11 protein-coding genes are annotated in these 17,184 nt (G+C 60.8%); 7 read left to right on the top strand and 4 right to left on the bottom strand.

Features of this window, described 5'->3' with window-relative positions; all coding sequences use genetic code 11:
• Positions 1-25: 25 nt before the first annotated feature.
• The 7 genes from BFP96_RS19725 to thrS all read left to right on the top strand — a co-directional run bounded on the left by BFP96_RS19725 (position 26) and on the right by thrS (position 12,123).
• Positions 26-5,758: a non-ribosomal peptide synthetase gene (locus tag BFP96_RS19725; RefSeq protein ID WP_065936859.1), complete on the top strand. Its 5,733-nt coding sequence runs from the start codon at positions 26-28 to the stop codon at positions 5,756-5,758.
• 42 nt (positions 5,759-5,800) lie between these two features.
• On the top strand, positions 5,801-6,445 hold the full coding sequence (locus tag BFP96_RS19730) for an isochorismatase family protein (protein ID WP_065936860.1): 645 nt from the start codon (positions 5,801-5,803) through the stop codon (positions 6,443-6,445).
• Positions 6,442-6,708 carry a phosphopantetheine-binding protein gene (locus BFP96_RS31025; RefSeq protein ID WP_065936861.1) on the top strand — a complete coding sequence of 89 codons (267 nt, stop codon included), beginning with the start codon at positions 6,442-6,444 and terminating at the stop codon, positions 6,706-6,708. Before BFP96_RS19730 ends, BFP96_RS31025 begins: the two co-directional genes overlap by 4 nt.
• Positions 6,705-7,475, top strand: coding sequence for a 2,3-dihydro-2,3-dihydroxybenzoate dehydrogenase (locus BFP96_RS19740; RefSeq protein ID WP_065936862.1), 771 nt, complete (start codon positions 6,705-6,707; stop codon positions 7,473-7,475). The genes BFP96_RS31025 and BFP96_RS19740 overlap by 4 nt, the downstream gene beginning before the upstream one ends.
• Before the next feature lie 17 nt (positions 7,476-7,492).
• Positions 7,493-8,668 (top strand): 3-deoxy-7-phosphoheptulonate synthase, encoded by a 1,176-nt coding sequence (locus BFP96_RS19745; RefSeq protein ID WP_083216667.1) that lies wholly within the window; start codon positions 7,493-7,495, stop codon positions 8,666-8,668.
• Complete coding sequence (locus tag BFP96_RS19750; RefSeq protein WP_065936864.1) at positions 8,665-10,083, top strand: chorismate-binding protein; 1,419 nt, start codon at positions 8,665-8,667, stop codon at positions 10,081-10,083. Before BFP96_RS19745 ends, BFP96_RS19750 begins: the two co-directional genes overlap by 4 nt.
• A 126-nt stretch (positions 10,084-10,209) precedes the next feature.
• Positions 10,210-12,123, top strand: coding sequence for a threonine--tRNA ligase (thrS, locus tag BFP96_RS19755; RefSeq protein ID WP_065936865.1), 1,914 nt, complete (start codon positions 10,210-10,212; stop codon positions 12,121-12,123).
• Positions 12,124-12,224: 101 nt separating this feature from the next.
• On the opposite strand, the gene BFP96_RS19760 is transcribed toward thrS, so the two are convergent.
• The 4 genes from BFP96_RS19760 to BFP96_RS19775 form a co-directional block, all read right to left on the bottom strand.
• The gene (locus tag BFP96_RS19760) at positions 12,225-12,692 is read right to left on the bottom strand and encodes an SRPBCC family protein (RefSeq protein WP_065936866.1); all 468 of its coding nucleotides are present in this window, start codon (positions 12,690-12,692) and stop codon (positions 12,225-12,227) included.
• Positions 12,693-12,938: 246 nt separating this feature from the next.
• Positions 12,939-14,483 (bottom strand): MDR family MFS transporter, encoded by a 1,545-nt coding sequence (locus tag BFP96_RS19765; protein ID WP_065936867.1) that lies wholly within the window; start codon positions 14,481-14,483, stop codon positions 12,939-12,941.
• Positions 14,476-15,648, bottom strand: a complete 1,173-nt coding sequence (locus BFP96_RS19770) for an HlyD family secretion protein (RefSeq protein WP_065936868.1) — start codon at positions 15,646-15,648, stop codon at positions 14,476-14,478. Before BFP96_RS19770 ends, BFP96_RS19765 begins: the two co-directional genes overlap by 8 nt.
• Positions 15,645-17,147: an efflux transporter outer membrane subunit gene (locus BFP96_RS19775; RefSeq protein WP_065936869.1), complete on the bottom strand. Its 1,503-nt coding sequence runs from the start codon at positions 17,145-17,147 to the stop codon at positions 15,645-15,647. Before BFP96_RS19775 ends, BFP96_RS19770 begins: the two co-directional genes overlap by 4 nt.
• Positions 17,148-17,184: the final 37 nt, after the last annotated feature.

A 17,184-nucleotide genomic window follows, 5' to 3' on the forward strand; every position in this document is an offset into this window, starting at 1 on the left:
CATTTCCGACCGGAGTTAAACTGGCATGTCAGCCTCATTCACCACTGCTTTGACATCTGCCCAACAGTCGATCTGGATGGGGCATCAATTCGATCCGCAAAGCCCTGCCTACAACGTTGCCAGCTATATCGAAATGAGCGGCGATATCGATCCCCAGCGGCTTCAGCACGCCCTGCAGCGGGCGGTGGACGACATCGAAGCACTACGTGCGCGCTTTCATGAAGACGAGACTCAGGACGGCGCGCTGACCCAGACCATCCTCGCCCAAGTGGCCGTCGAGCTCAACGTGCTTGCAGTGGATGCCGAGCAAGCGCGCAGCTGGATGGAGAGCGACCTGGCCCGTCCCACTGACCTGTCGAGCGGCCCGATCTTCTCCAGCGCGCTGCTACAGGTTGCGCCCAACGTCAACTATTGGTACTTCAAAACCCACCATATCGCCATGGATGGCGTTGCGCTCTCCATGCTGTTCAAACGCGTTGCCGACCTCTACGGGCAAGCCCCGGACCTCTGCTCGCCATCGCCTTTCTGCAGCGTTCGGCAGGTGCTGGAGAACGAGCAGGCCTGGCGCACATCGCCGGCCTTTGCACAGGACCGTGCATTCTGGCAGCAGCACTGCCAGGACATGGCCGAAGTGGCCAGCCTCAACAGTGATGTCGCTCAGCCGTCCTACCAGGCCATCCAACATCGCCGGGTGCTGGACGAATCCATCATGGCCAGCTTGCGCGAACGCGCCGAGGCCATGGATTCGCAATGGGTCAACGTGCTGTTGGCGGCCTTTGGCGCGTTTGTCGGGCGTAGCACGGGTTACCGGCAGGTGACCGTTGGCGTCCCCATGATGAACCGCTTCGCCACGGGCGCAATCAACGTGCCCTGCACCCTGGCCAATGTGCTGCCGCTGCGCCTGGACATCAAACCCGGCCAAAGCGTTGAGCAACTGGTCGCCAGCGTGCAGGCACAGTTGGACCGCATGCGCCCTCATCAGCGCTATCGGGCCGAAGACATCCGCCGCGATTGCAACCTGCTGGGGGACAACCGACGCCTGACCGGACCGCAAATCAACATCGATTTCTTCTCCGCAAAGCTGTCGTTCGACGGCGTTCCCGGCGAGGTCCATGTGCTCAGCGCAGGCCCGGCCGATGATCTCTCGCTGCTGATCCAAACCCCGGCCGACGATAAAACGCTGAACATCATTGCCATGGCCAACCCGGCGCTGTACAGCCGCGATGCCCTTGAACGGCACGTGCAACGGTTCATCGACTTTGTCGAACGTTTCGCCGCGGCCAGCGACACGCCATTGGGGCAGTTGGACGCCTACGATGCAACAGACCCGGGCTACGCCCAGGGCAATGCCTGCTTCAGCCCGGTCAACCAGGCGCATACGCTGGCGCAGACCCTGGTCGAACGCTTTGAGCGCGCCGTGCACGCGACTCCGGACGCCATCGCCCTGACCTTCAACGGCGAACACCTCACCTATCAGGCGCTGAACCAACGCGCCAACCGTCTTGCCCATTTGATCCAGGACCAGACCGGGCAAACCAGCCCCCAACCGGTCGCGCTGCTATTGGCGCGCTCGGTCCAAACCTTTGTGTGCATCCTGGGCGTGTTGAAGGCCGGCGCGCATTACGTGCCACTGGACCCGGATGCACCCGCCGAACGCATCACCACCATCCTTGAGGACACCTGCCCGACACTGGTGATCTGCGACCAGTCCAGCCAGGCGCTGGTCTCGGGCAGCGACGTGAAGGTCATGGTGATCGACACCCCATCGTGCATGGATGCAGTGCAACAGCAATCGATCGACAACCTGCAATCGGGCCCTCGCGCCAACGACCTGGCCTACATCATCTACACCTCAGGTTCGACGGGCAAACCCAAAGGCGTGTGCATCACCCACCACAACGTCGTGCGCCTGTTCGAAAACACCCATCACTGGTTTGATTACCGCAGCAGCGACGTGTGGACGGCCTGTCACGGCTACATCTTCGACGCTTCCGTGTGGGAAATGTGGGGCGCATTCGCGCATGGCGCCCGCCTGGTGCTGGTACCGGTGGACACGACCCGCGACCCGGAAAAACTGCTGGAACTGGTGGTGCAGGAGCAGGTGACGGTATTCGGCCAGATCCCCTCTGCGTTCTACCGTTTCATGGAGGCCCAGGCCGATCAACCAGCGCTGGCCGCTCGACTGAATCTGCGCTACCAGTGCTTTGGCGGCGAGGCGCTGGACTTGAGCCGGCTCAAACCCTGGTTCGAACACTACGGTCACAGCCGGACGCGCTTGCTTAACCTGTACGGCATCACCGAAACGACCATCAACGCGACGTACCAGTTCGTCACGCTGGAACAGGTGCAGACCAACCAGGGCAGCCTGATCGGCACGGTCTACGATGACCTGGACATCAAGGTTCTGGATGACGCGCTGCGTCCGGTACCCGTGGGCGGTTATGGCGAGATGTACGTACGGGGCGCAGGCCTCGCCCGTGGTTACCTCAATCGCCAGGATCTGGATGCCACGCGCTTTGTGGCCGACCCTTTCGGTGCTCCCGGTGAGCGCATGTACCGCAGCGGTGACGTGGCGGCATTGCAGGAAGGTGGCGTACTGGAATACATCGGGCGGGCCGACCAGCAGGTCAAGGTCCGCGGTTATCGCATTGAATTGGGCGAAATCGAAACCCAACTGCGTGGCCACCCGCTGTTGTCCGACGCCATTGCATTGGTGGTGACCGACGCCTCGGGCGATCCCAAGCTGGTGGCGCACGTCGTCCCCAAAGCCACCTGCCGTTGCGAGGATATCGACACCGCACAGGTGCGCGACTACCTGCGCGAGCGGTTACCGTCCTACATGGTACCCGGCGCCATCGGCGTGCAAGAGCGCCTGCCCGTCACCTTGAGCGGCAAGGTTGATCGCAAGGCCCTGCCGACCATTGCCCTGTCGGGCGCACGCCAGGTCGAAGCGCCACGCGATGAGTTGGACGAGCGAGTGCTGGCCGCCTGGAGAGAGCAACTGGAGATAGACACCCTCGGCATCGATGACAACTTCTTCGATATCGGCGGCGATTCAATCAAAGCCATTCGGATCTGCCGGGACCTGGGACTGCCGGTCACCGAACTGTTCGACCACCCCACCCCCCGGGCCAACGCAGACTACCTGCGCGATCATCAAGACAACGACGCGCAAGGCGCGGTCAACTGGCTGCATGCGTTCGACAAGAGCGCAAAGAAAGAGCGCTTGAACCTGGTCTGCGTTCCATTTGCCGGCGGCAATGCATTTGCGTACCGTAACCTGGTCAACCAGCTGTCGAGTGTCTTCAACTGTGTCTCGGTGAACTTGCCGGGGCACGACATCATGCGCCCGGACGAAGGCATGCAAGCGCTGGAAGTCGTCGCTGATGCCGCGACCCAGGAAATCCTCGCCACGTTGAGCGGGCCGATTATCGTCTACGGGCACTGCGCCGGTAACGCCACCGCCATCGAAATCGCACGCCGCCTCGAAGAGGCCGGCGCCGACCTCAAGGCCCTGGTGATTGGCGGTATGCTGCTGGATCAGGACCCGGTCGACGTGCAGGCCAGGGTTGCCGACCAGAGCGGCGAAAGCATTATTGATTTCCTGCAGCAGATCGGCGGATTCAAGGAAGTCCTCGACGATGCCAGCATGGCAAGCATCGCGCGCATGACCAAGCATGACGCTACCCAGACGGCGCGCTTCTTCGCCGAGGAAGCGCTGAACCGGCAAACGCTGCAAGCCCCCATTCATGTAATCGTCGGCGACATGGACCCCCTCACGCCCGACTATGAGGAGCGCTACAAGGATTGGCGGATGTATTCGTCGGACGTGACGCTGTCAGTGATCGAAGGCGGCGGGCATTATTTCGTGACCGATCTTGCCGAACCGTTGGCGCAGGTGTTGCTGGCGAACTATAAGCACCTCAACCCGGTTGTGCCCGTGCGTGCGCCCCGTGCCCTGCGCGCGTTTCATAACCCGTTCGATGATGTCGAGGGCCGCTTCAGCCTACTCGCCAACGATGCCCGCCAGCTTTCCTTGTGGCCTGAGTTTGCGCCCACGCCGGCAGGCTGGACTGCCCTGTTCGGCCCGGCCAGTCACAGCGAATGCCTGGCCCGCACGCAAGCCCACGATCATGAGGCGCTCATCAGTCCTCCTGCACCGACCGAAGGGCTCGATGCACCTTACTGGCCCGAAGAGTTCGAATCTCGCTACCGCGCCAGTGGCTGGTGGACCGGGGAAACCCTCGGCGCCATCCTCACCCGCCACGCACTGCTCGCCCCGCAGCGGGTAGCTGTTACCGACGGCGATCGGAACTTGAGCTATTCGCAACTGGACAGCAATGCCGATCGCATTGCCGACGGCTTCGCCACCCTCGGTGTGAAGGCCGGTGACCGAGTGGTTGTGCAATTGCCGAACTCCCTGGAGTTCATCGAAACCATCTTCGGCCTGTTTCGCCTTGGCGCGATTCCGGTGTTTGCGCTGCCCTCGGATCGCCTGAACGAAATCACGCACATCTTTGAGATTTCAGGTGCGATCGCCTACGTGATCAAGGACCAGGCGCTGGGTTTCGATTACCGGCGTATCGCAACCGAGCTCACGCAGCAGATTGCGTCGATCAAGCAGGTCATCGTAGTCGGTGATGCCGAAGGGTTCGTCCCGTTCGCCAACCTGTACGGACGCACCGCCGCCTGGCCGCAGCGCAGTTCGCGCGAGCCTGCGCTTATCACCTTGTCCGGCGGCAGCACGGCACTGCCCAAACTCATCCTGCGCCGCCATGACGACTACCTTTACAGCTTCAAGGCCAGCGCCCGGATCTGCCAACTGGACAGCGACAGCGTGTACCTGTGCGTGCTGCCTGCCGGGCACAACTTCACGCTCAGTTCGCCGGGCTTCCTCGGCGTGCTGTACGCCGGCGGGCGCGTCGTCATGACCTCGGACCCCAGCGGTTCAGCCGCCTTTGCCCTGATAGAGCGCGAGCGCGTGACACTGACGTCGGTGGTTCCAAGCCTGGCCCAGGCCTGGCTGCATGCCTCCCGCGACCATGACCTGTCCAGCCTGCAGTTGCTGCAGGTCGGAGGCGCGCGCCTGAGCGATGACGTCGCCGAGCGGCTTGCCACCTCGTTCGACTGCCAGCTGCAGCAGGTCTATGGCATGTCCGAAGGCCTGGTTTGCTACACGGCAGTGGGTGACACCGAGGAGCATGTATTGCATACCCAGGGACGCCCTATCAGCAGTGGCGATGAAATCCTGATCGTCGACGAAAACGATGAGCCCGTGGCCAATGGGGTCGCCGGGCAATTGCTGGTACGCGGCCCCTACACCATCCGCGGCTACCTGAACGCGCCGGAACACAATGCCAGGGCCTTCACGCCAGATGGTTTCTACCGCACGGGGGATGTCGTGGTGTTCCGCGATGACGGCTATCTGGTGGTCACCGGCCGCATCAAGGACCAAGTGAACCGCGGCGGCGAAAAAATCGCCGCAGAAGAAATAGAAGGTTATCTGCTTGCTCATCCAGGCGTTCTGGAGGCCGGGATCATCGGGCTGCCGGACGAGTACCTGGGTGAGGTGTCGTGCGCCGTGGTCGTATTGGCGCCCGGCGCGCAGCTGACTGCCAGCGCCCTCAAGTCGTTCGTTCGCCAGCAAGGCATAGCGGCCTTCAAAGTGCCGGATCAGGTTCATCTGGTCCCGTCGTTGCCCAAGACCACGCTGGGCAAGATCGACAAGAAATTACTGCGAGTACAACTGGGTCAATAAACCCACGGCTTAACTGGCACCTGAACCTACAAGGACTGAATAATGGCAATCCCGAAAATCATGGAATACCGCGCGCCGCGCGAAGTGGCACTGCAACGCAAACCGCTGGACTGGACCGTCGAGCCGTCCCGTGCGGCGCTGTTGATCCACGATATGCAGAATTACTTCCTGGCGCCTTACGCCTCCAAGACGTTCATTGATGGCGTCGTACAACGTATCGCCGCCATCAAGGAATGCTGCCATGCGCTGAATATTCCGGTGTATTACACCGCTCAACCGGGTAACCAATCCAAGGACGACCGCGGTTTGCTGACGGACTTCTGGGGGCCGGGCATGCCCGAGGAAGGCAACGCCAAGGACATCGTCGCAGGGCTTGAACCCACCGCCGAGCGCGACGAGGTGCTGGTCAAGCATCGCTACAGCGCCTTTGCCAAATCGCCTCTTCTCAAGAGTTTGCAGGAGGGCCGCCGCGACCAACTGATTATCTGTGGTGTGTATGCCCACATCGGTTGTCTGGTCACGGCGACCGAAGCATTCATGTGCGATATCCAGCCCTTCGTCGTGGCGGATGCCATGGGCGACTTCTCTCTGGATTTGCATGAAATGGCGATACGCCATATGGCCAGTTGCTCCAGCAAAATCATGTCCTGCGACGACATGCTGGCAGACCTGGGGAAGGCACGATGACCCAGGGCAAGCTGATCTACGACAAAGCGGATTTTTATGCCGAGATTGCCGCGATACTGCGCATCCCCACGAAGGAGCTTGCCGAACTCGAGTCGCCTCAAGAGGCTGGAGTCGACTCGGTTCGCCTGCTGACGCTCAGTGAGAAATGGCGCAAGCGCGGCATTGACGTGAGCTTCATGGAGCTTGCCGAACGGCCCGGGTTTACCGCCTGGTGGGAACTGCTCAGCGCGCGGATGCCTGTGACGGAGTGCGAGCAGCCATGAACCGTTTCGAACATCAGTCGATTGTCGTTACCGGCGCGGCCCAGGGTATCGGTGCCGCCATCACCCGCCTGCTGCTCCAGGAAGGCGCCGATGTGTTTGCCCTGGACAACAACGTCGAGGCATTGGCAGCGCTGGCAGACGAACAACGCTCACCCAGGCTGCATCCGAAGGTGGTCGATATCACCCGGCCCCACGAAGTGGAACTGGCCATTGCCGCCATTGACAACCAGTACCCGCTGACCGGGCTGGTCAACAATGCCGGTGTGCTGGTGGCCAAGAGCATTGCCACTACGTCAGCCGAAGAATGGCAAACGACCTTTGAGGTGAATGTCCACGGTACCTTCTTCGTCTCCAAGGCCGTGGCCACTCGTATGGCCGAACGGGGTCAAGGCGCAATCGTTACGGTTGCCTCCAATGCCGGCAGCACGCCGCGCATCAACATGGGTGCTTACTGTTCGTCCAAGGCCGCGGCAGCCATGCTCACCCGGTGCATAGGCCTGGAGTTCGCCGCTCAGGGAATTCGTTGCAATGTCGTATCGCCCGGCTCGACCCGCACGTCCATGCTGGCAAACATTGCCGGTGAAGGACCGCAGACCGAGCAGCGCATCATTGCGGGCGACCCCGGGCAATATCGACTCGGGATTCCGCTGCAAAAAATCGCCGAGCCGCAGGATATTGCTGCGGTAGTGGCCTTTCTGCTGTCTGGCGATGCGAACCACATAACCCTGCAAAACCTGGTCGTTGATGGTGGGGCCACCTTTGAGTGAGTTGCCCATTGCCATTGATGTCGAGTATTGCCTGGAGGCTTGAAGTGTTGAATCTCGATTCGGTATACGCGTCGCAATCCTGGCGACCGGGAAGCTGGCGCGATAAAGAGCGCCGGCACATGCCTGACTATCAAGGCAAACAGCTGCCCGCCGTGCTCAAGCAACTGTCACGGCTGCCCAGCCTGGTCAGTGAAGACGACATTCTCCGGCTGCGACAAGCACTCGTGCACGCAGCGGACGGGCACACGTTCGTGCAGCTCATGGGCCAACGTGAACAAAGCCTGAACGATGTTACCCACGTCACGTTCGATCAAGGCTTCAAGACGGTTGAATCGTTGAGCCGGTACCTCGCTTTGATGTTGAGCCTGCCGGTACTGGCAATCGGCTCGGTCGCAGGAAGTTATGCGCGCACCCGGGCTGACGCCACAGAACTCGTCAATGGCGTCACGCTGGATCGCTACTTTGGCGACATGGTCAACTGCCAAGCGGCAACGCCGTGGGCCAGGCGCCCGGACGCCAATCGTCTGCTGTGGGCTTATGAGGCCACTGAAGCGGCAATGCAACGGCTGCGCGCCAAGGCGTCGACGATCCATACCAGCCATGAGTGTGCGCATCTGGACTATGAAGAAGCCTTGGTACGTCGCACGCGCCATTCGGGTTTCTATGCCTCCAGCGCATCGTTACTGTGGATCGACGCGTGCAACCTGTTCAGCGACAGTTGCTACGTGGAATTTGCCCGTGGCCTGGACAACCCCATCGCCCTTCGCCTCGGGGGGCCATTGGATACGCACACGCTGGTCAACATCGTGGAGCGCCTAAACCCTGAGCGTCAAACGGGCAAAATCCTCCTGATTGCCAATACCGCAGATGGCACCCAAGCAGTGGGCGAAGCGATCCGCGCCCTGCAGACACAACGATCGCCCGTAATCTGGTTATGTGACCCACTGAATAGGCACACCGCTCACCCAGCGACCAGCAGCCTGACCCAAAACGTCGCCCAGGAATGGGATCAGACCCTGAATCTGCACAGGACCCTCGGCAGCCGGTTGAGTGGCATTGCGCTGGAGGTTCGCAGCCATGTCTCCAGTCTTCCGGCGCCTGAGCGTCATGAAGACACGGCGCCGTTCTTCGACTTTCAAAAAACCTTGCAGCTATGCAGTCATCTGGCCCATGCCTATCGGGAGTCTCGATGAATACCCTCAAACAGTCGAGCTACGCCAATCCTTATCCAAGCCTGAACGCACATGAACTGGGCGCCGCGTTGCTGCCGGTATTGGAGCGGCGTTTTCCAAAGCTGACCGGTGAGTTCATGGGCTTGTTCAGCCAGAATACCGACGGCGTGCGAACGTCGATGATCGGCCTGGGCAGTGAGTTTCGCGTAGTGGTCACCCATGATGGGGCACACCTGTGCCTGCAGTTGCAGCACGAGCAGGCGGTGTGTCTGGCGCAGACGCTGGCACTGGACGCTTCGCGATTGTTCCATGAACAGTTGTTTGATGCGGTGGCCCGCTTTGTGGAGCAGCTATGCCCATGGTTGATGCAAAAGCATGGCTTGCCCGCTTCTGCCACTTTCCTCGGAGGCTGGCGTTGCGCAACCCATCCCGAACACTTGAGTGAACCACTGGTCTTCACCCTGCCCCGGCTATTCTGCCGGATCAGCGACGAGCAACTGACGTTCAGCTGTCTGCACGACGATATCTGGTACGCCATCGACGAGCGCCTCATCGCCTCTGCGGCAGACTTCACGCCAACGGCCAACCCGCGCATCACCCAACGCGAAGACATTCCTGCGTGTGCCGACTACGTCAACGATCTAGTCGGTTTGTTGAACGAGCTTGCCTGCACCGATGCAGACAAAGTGGTCATTGGCCGTGAAGTCAAACTGACCCTCGAACGGCCAATTTCACCCGCACTGCTGCTGCGCCTGGTGGCACCGCGCCCCAACCCGCATTACGAGTTCGTCTTCCGATGGGCCGACCAGGTCGCCTGGGTCGGTATTTCACCCGAGACGCTGCTGCGCAAGGACAACGACCTGCTGGTTGTCGAGCCCTTGGCGGGAACCCGCAAAGGCTCGAGCGAGGGTGAAAAAAACGCCCGCTATCGGCACGAACTCACCAGCGACCTGAAGGAACTCGAGGAGCATGAAACCGCAGCCGGGCTCTTTCTTGAACAGCTGGCAACGGTCTGCGAGAACGGCTCATTGGACTTGCGCGAGTCGCGCAGCGTAATCGACCTGGGTTACGTGCAACACCTCAAAAGCTTGATCAGTGGCACGGTAAAAGCAGGGCTGAACGTATTCGATGCCTTGGCGGCGGTCTATCCACCCGCCACGATCTGGGGGAAACCCTTGGCCGTCTGCGGCGAACGTATTCGTCGCTATGAACAAATCGACCGCGGCTTTTTTACCGGTGGGCTTGGTTACTTCACCCTGGGAGATGATGCCAACTTCGCGCTGGCCATTCGCACGGTCAAGCTCACCGAATCGCACATTCATGTCTACGCCGGCAGCGGCATCGTCAAGGCCAGTGACCCCTACAGGGAATGGTTGGAAACCACTAACAAAATGAAACCCTATCTCGCCAATGAATATGTATGGAACATATCGTGATATGGTTGCACACCGCAATTCCAGACGCTCAGGCAGCATACACAGGATGTGTTGCTTATAAGCTCATGTGCCTATACACGATGCATTCACCCGTTAGAAACTATTAATATTCGAGCACCCTTACATATGGTCACTATCGCTCTACCGGACGGCAGTCGCAGAGATTTTCCAGAAGCTTTGACTGTGCAACAGCTGGCTCAATCCATTGGCGCAGGCCTCGCTGCCGCGACGATTGGCGGCAAGGTCGACGGCACGCTGGTCGATGCCAGCTACCTCCTGGAAACAGACGCTACCGTAGAGATTGTCACGACCAAAAGCCCGCAAGCGCTGGAGCTGATACGCCATTCGACGGCCCACTTGATGGCACAGGCGGTTCAGCGCCTGTACCCCGGCACGCAAGTAACGATAGGCCCCGTTATTGATAATGGCTTCTATTACGACTTCGTGGCACCTCGTCCTTTCACAATGGACGATCTTCCGCTCATAGAAGCCGAAATGACCAGGATCGTCAAAGAACAACTACCGGTTACCCGTACGCAATTACCACGGGATGAAGCACTGGCGTTTTTTGAACAACTGGGCGAAAGCTACAAGACGCAAATCATCGACGCCATACCCGCCGGGGAAACCCTCTCGCTTTATACCCAGGGCGAGTTCACCGACCTGTGCCGTGGGCCACATGTCCCCAACACAGCAAAGCTTGGCGCCTTCAAACTGATGAAAGTGGCTGGCGCCTACTGGCGCGGCGACTCCAACAACATCATGCTCAGCCGTATTTACGGCACTGCCTGGGGCAACGAAAAAGAGCTCAAGGCCTACTTGAACCAACTTCAAGAAGCTGAAAAGCGTGATCACCGCAAACTGGCCAAACAGTTCGACTTGTTTCACCAACAAGAAGAAGCGCCAGGCATGGTCTTTTGGCACCCCAAGGGCTGGTCGTTGTGGCAGACGGTCGAACAGTACATGCGCCGGGTTTACCGCGATGGCGGCTACCGTGAAGTCAAGTCGCCGCAAGTACTCGACAGCACCCTGTGGAAGAAATCAGGGCACTGGGACAACTACAAAGAAAACATGTTTGTCACCGAGTCCGAAAACCGCCAGTACGCACTCAAGCCGATGAACTGCCCCGGCCACATCCAAATCTTCAAGCATGGCCTGCGCAGCCACCGTGAACTGCCGATCCGTTACGGCGAGTTCGGCGGCTGCCACCGCAACGAGCCTTCGGGCGCCTTGCACGGCATTATGCGGGTGCGCGCATTTACCCAGGATGACGGGCACATTTTCTGCACCGAAGAGCAAATCGCGGCAGAGATCAAGGCGTTCCATTACCAGGCAGTCAAGGTTTATACCGACTTCGGCTTCACTGACATTGCGGTCAAAATCGCCTTGCGTCCTGAGCCAGGCAAACGCCTGGGCAGCGACGAGGTGTGGGACAAGGCCGAAAACCTGTTGCGTGAGGCCCTGTCCGAGTGTGATGTCGAGTGGGAGGAACTGCCGGGCGAAGGCGCGTTCTACAGCCCAAAGATCGAATATCACCTGCGTGACGCCATCGGCCGCGAATGGCAGGTAGGCACGATGCAGGTCGACTATCACATGCCGGATCGCCTGGGCGCCGAATACGTCGATGAGCATTCCCAGCGACGCAAGCCGGTCATGCTGCATCGCGCAATCGTGGGCTCCCTGGAGCGGTTCCTTGGTATTCTCATCGAACACCACGCCGGTCAATTCCCGCTCTGGCTTGCACCGGTGCAGGCTATTGTCGTGACGGTCACTGATGCACAGAATGATTATGCCGATCAGACACGCAATGACTTGGTCCAGCTGGGGTTCAGGGTGGAAGCCGATCTGCGCAATGAGAAAATCGGCTACAAGATTCGTGAAAGCACCCTTCAGCGTATTCCTTACCTGCTCGTAGTCGGTGAGCGAGAGAAAGAAAACGGTACCGTCACCGTTCGCTCGCGCGCAGGCGAAGACTTGGGAAGCATGACGATGGAGGCGCTGCACGCCTTCCTGTCGAACGAGCAATCAGCAGGCGGCTGATTATCGGTTCGCAACGCAAAAGGCCATTCCTGCGAATGGCCTTTTGCATTTTACAGTCCCGACAGTGCCGGGGCGTCGGGCGCCCTGGCACCTGTTGTTCATCAGTTAAACAGCGCTTGCACGTTCTTCATCGCATCATCGGCAAACCCTTGCAGGAACGCCTCGAACGCCGGCACGTCCTCCGGGCCGCCGGTATAGGGCTGGCCAATGATGGTCCAGGTCGCCAGGCTTTGATTCGCACCTTGCGGCTCCACTTGCATGACGGCCCACAGATTGCCGATATTCAGCGAGGTGTAGATCAGCGACCAGGTCATGGTCATGCCTTCGTTGTCATGGCTGTTGAGTTGCTCGATCACCACATTGCCGTCCTTGAACAGCTTCTTGCGTACCGAGCGCACGCCCTCCCCGGTCATTTCGATGTGGGACAACGCCGGGATGAATTTGGCGAAACCGGAAAAGTCTCCGACGATATTCCACACGCTGCGCGCGTCGCCATTGACCGTGACGCTGGCGACCACAGGGTTGCCCACGGGGTTGCGTACCTGGGTATCGGGTTCCAGATGTAGCATGAACAGCTCCTTTTTTAGCTTGGATGAGAGCGATATCGCCGATGCGTGCCTCAACATCCTTGGGGTAGACGCCGACAGACACGAATAACGCATTGTCACCGTCGATCGTCGACAGGTGCCGCCACCATTGTGTCACCTGCTCCCGCTGGAAATCGTGACCAGTAGTGCGAAACACCACCAAGTGATGCGCTCTGTCATCCGGTTGCAAGGGTTGTAGCCGTCGCGAATATCGCGAGCTGCGAGCATTCAATGCTTCGCTTGTTGACGCAATGCCAATGCCGCCACACCACACAGGATCAACGCGATACAGGACACGTAGAACGCATCGCTGTAGGCCATCAGGTAGGCCTCGCGACGCACCGTATGCATCAGGCTTTCAATCACTTGCTGTTGGGCGGGCAATAGCTGGTTGAAGATGAATGCTTCACTGTCTGCCATGCTGGCGCGCAGGCGCTCCTGCAATGACGGGGAAAACAGGGTGATCGACTCGCCGACGCGCTCGGAATGAAAGCGTTCGCGCATCGCAACGATCTGCGTCAACCCGGCTGTGCCCACGGCGCCACCCAGGTTGCGCAGCATGGAGAACAAGGCGGAAGCCGAACCGGCCTCATCCTTGGCCAGCCCGGACACGGCCAACACCGACAACGCCACCATGATCAATGGCTGCCCGATGCCCCGTACCACGGTGGACGGGATGATCACGTTGGCGGCGCTGTCCACGTCCAGATGCGCACCGAGATAGCACCCCAGGGCCATGATGAAAAATCCGCTGGCAACCATCAGCTTGGGGTTGAGCCACTTCATCAGGCGCGGCATGGACGGTGCCAGCACCAGTTGCACCATCCCGTAGGCAATCAGGCTGATGCCGATTTCGCGCGCGTTGTAACCCTGCAACTGGGACAGGTAATTGGGTACCAGAAAGACCAGGCCGAACGTGGCCCCGCCAAAAATGAACATCGCCGCGCTCGCCACGCCGAAGTTGTAGCTTTTGAGCAAGCGCAGGTTGATGAAGGAGCGGCTGCCGTAGAGCTGTGACAGCACGAAATACACCAGGGCGATGCCTGCGACCAAGGACATCCACACGATGAAATCGGAGCCGAACCAGTCCTTGCGCCCACCCTCTTCGAGCACGATCTGCAAACCGCCCAGGCCGACGATCATGGCCAAAATACCGCCCCAATCGCCGCGCTTGAGCAGACTCAACTGCATCGGTTTGGCATCGATGGACCACGCCACCGCCAGCAACAGCAGAATGCCGGGGGCCAGTTGCAGGTAGAAAATCCAGCGCCAGGAATAGGCGTCAGTCAGCCAGCCGCCAATCGACGGCCCGGCGGCCTGGGCCACGCTGTTGGACAGGGCGAACAACGCCATGCCCATGGCGATCTTGCTCGGTGGCAGTTCGGTGATGATCAGTTGGAACGACAACGGGATCAGCACCGCGCCGGCAGCGCCCTGGATGACCCGGATGATGATCATCACTTCCAGGTTGGGCGCCCAGGAACACGCGATGGAAGCCACCAGAAATACAAACGAGCCCACCAGCATCACCCGGCGCAGGGAAAACACCTGCACCAGCCAGGCGGTCAGCGGGATCATGACGATTTCGGCGACCAGATACGCCGTGGAAATCCACGAGCCCTCCTCAAAGGTCGCGCCCAGCGAGCCTTCGATTTCAGGCAGCGCGGCGCTGGTTACGTGTACGTTCATGCCGGCCATGAAACAGCCGAACAGCCCGCCGATCACCGCCACCCAGGCGCGAAAGGAGACGGTTTTCTCGCCGACCTCAGTCATGCTTGGCGTCCTGCACGGCAGGACGGGTATCTACCGTGGTAATCACTGACATGCCCGGCAGAATCGGGCCACCTTCATCGTGCTGATCGATCACGATCTTCACCGGGAAGCGCTGCACGATCTTGGTGAAATTGCCGGTGGCGTTGTCCGACGGCAGCAGCGCGAACACCGCTCCCGAGCCCGGCGAAAAACTCACCACATGCCCCGTGAGCTTGCGTCCCGAATAGCTGTCGACACTGATATCCACCGGTTGCCCGGCGCGCATGTCGCGCAGTTGGGTTTCCTTGTAGTTGGCCACCACGTAGGCCTGGTGCAGAGGCACTACCGCCAGCAACGGCAGGCCCGGTGCGACATACTGGCGCGTGCGCACCTTGCGCTGCCCCACCACCCCGTCGATCGGCGCGCGGATCAAGGTGTCTTCAAGCGCGTTGGTCGCCAGTTTCAACTGCGCCTCGGCCTGGCCGCGCCGGGCTATTTGCTGCTGGAGCGAGGCATCGGCCAATTGGCGCCGGGTAATGGCGACATTCAGCCGGGTTTCCTGCTGGCGCTGCATCGCCCGGGCAATTTCCACCGCAGCGCTGGCCTGGGTGTAACTGGCGGCTGCGCTTTCCAGGCGCTGGGCGCTGGCGGCATGCTCACGGACCAGGCCTTCATAGCGACGCTGATCCAGACCGGCGCGGCGCAACTCCGCTCCCACACTGCGCGTGTGCGCCTCAGCCTGGGCAATACCGGCCTTTTGTTGCGCGATCAGGCTGTCGGTGACTTGCAGGTTGGCCTGCTGGGCGGCAATCGAGGCTTGCGTTTCAGCCAACTCCGCACGGGCCTGGGCCAACCTCGCCTGGTAGTCACGGTCCTCGATGCGCACCAGCACATCGCCGGCCTTGACGGGCTGGTCATCCTCGACCAGCACCTGGGCCACGTAGCCCGATACCCGCGGACTGATGGGAATCCAGTCGGCGCGCACGTAGGCATCATCGGTCTGTTCCAGGTAGCGCCCGATGGTCATCCAATACACGCAGAACGCCACTGCCGCGATCAATAAAACAGCACCACCGAGCAGGATCAGGTTGCGTTTGCGGCGTTGCTTGCGGTCGTGCATGAGTTGCTCGACCACCTGCTCCTGCTCATCCTGCACAGTGTTTTTTTCATCAACAGCGATATTCATGGCTGGGTACCGGAAGAATTGACGGAAGCATGGGTGAGCGCAGCGGTCGGGGCCTGGCTGGAAGCGGACTGCCAACCGCCGCCCAGGGCGCGAAACAGACTGATCTGGCGCTGCAGCAACTGGCCATCGGCGTCGGCGCGCGTGGCTTGCAGGCGGATCAGCTCACGCTCGCTGTCGAGCACGTCGAGAAAGTCGATGGAGCCGGCGTTGTAATTGAACTGCGCGAGTCTGTAGGCGTGCTGACTGCTCTCCAGCGCCTGGCTCAGGGCGGCGTGGCGCTGGCGCTCGCCGTCGTACAACGCCAGTGCCTGGCGCACGTCCTTGAGGGCGTTGAGCACGCTGGCCTCGAATTGCGCGACCTGCACCTGCTCGAGCGCCCGGGCCTGGTTGACCCGTGCGCGATTGGCACGCCAGTTGGGGAACTGCCAGGTGATCAGCGGGCCGATGCCGAACATCACCGCGCTGCTGTCGCCCAGTTCATGGGGTTTGCTGGCTGAGGAAGACACTGACGCACCAAAGGTCACCTTCGGATACAGGTCGGCCTGGACGATATCCACTTGTAACGTGGCTGCCTGCAATGCCCGCTCGGCCTGGCGAATATCCGGGCGGCGCGCCAGTAATTGCCAGCCGTCCCCCACCGGCAGTGCGGCGGCGAGCTGCGGCACCGCTTCGCAGGTCGCCGCGCCTGAGCCTTGCTCCAGGTCCGCCACGCCAGTCAGCATCGCCAGCTCATACAACGCGGCCTGGCGACGCGCCTCCAGCATCGGCAGCAAGGCCAGGGTTTCGCCCTGCAATGCCTGCATGCGGCTGTATTCAAGATCCGTGACCACGCCTGCCTGACGCTGGCGATCGGTCAGTGCCAGGCTGTGCCCGACCACTTCCAGTGAATGGCGCTGCACCTTGGCGCGTGCGCCCAGGGCACAGGCATTCACGTAGGCGCGGGTGGTTTGCGCAGCGACCGTGATACGCAGCAGGTCTTCGGCGTCCTGGGCCGCCGCCGCCTGCACCTGCGCCCGCTCGATACTGCGCTGGACCTGGCCCCACACATCCACCTGGTAAGCCAACTCGAAGCCCGGGTTGAACGCCCACTGCGACGGCGCGTGGCTGTCGGTGGCCTTGGCCAGGGTCTGATCGTCGGCCGTCTTGCCGTAAACGGCGCCCAGCGAGGCCTGCGTGGACGGCCAGCGCTCGGCGTCGGCCTGCATGATCCCGGCCAGCATCGCCTGCACATTAGCCTGCGCCGCCGCCAGGTCACGGTTGTGCGCCAACGCTTGCTGCACCAGCGCATCGAGTCTGGGGTCGTTGTACAACTGCCACCAACGGTCGGGTAACGCCTGGGCCGATACGCCTTGCGGCAGGCGACTCAAGGCATCGATGCGCTGCGGGTGGGGTTGCGCCGGCGTATGGGCGACCCAGGAGGAACACCCCGTCAACCAGACAACCGCCACGCCCAGGAGCGAAAGACGGCAGTGCCGCGCGGAAAAAGAAGGCGAACCCATCGCAGAAATCCAGAGTGCTAAGTAGAGACGCAGATTA

Origin of the sequence: Pseudomonas sp. 34 E 7 (assembly GCF_900005715.1) — a bacterium.
GTDB classification, from domain to species: domain Bacteria; phylum Pseudomonadota; class Gammaproteobacteria; order Pseudomonadales; family Pseudomonadaceae; genus Aquipseudomonas; species Aquipseudomonas orientalis_A.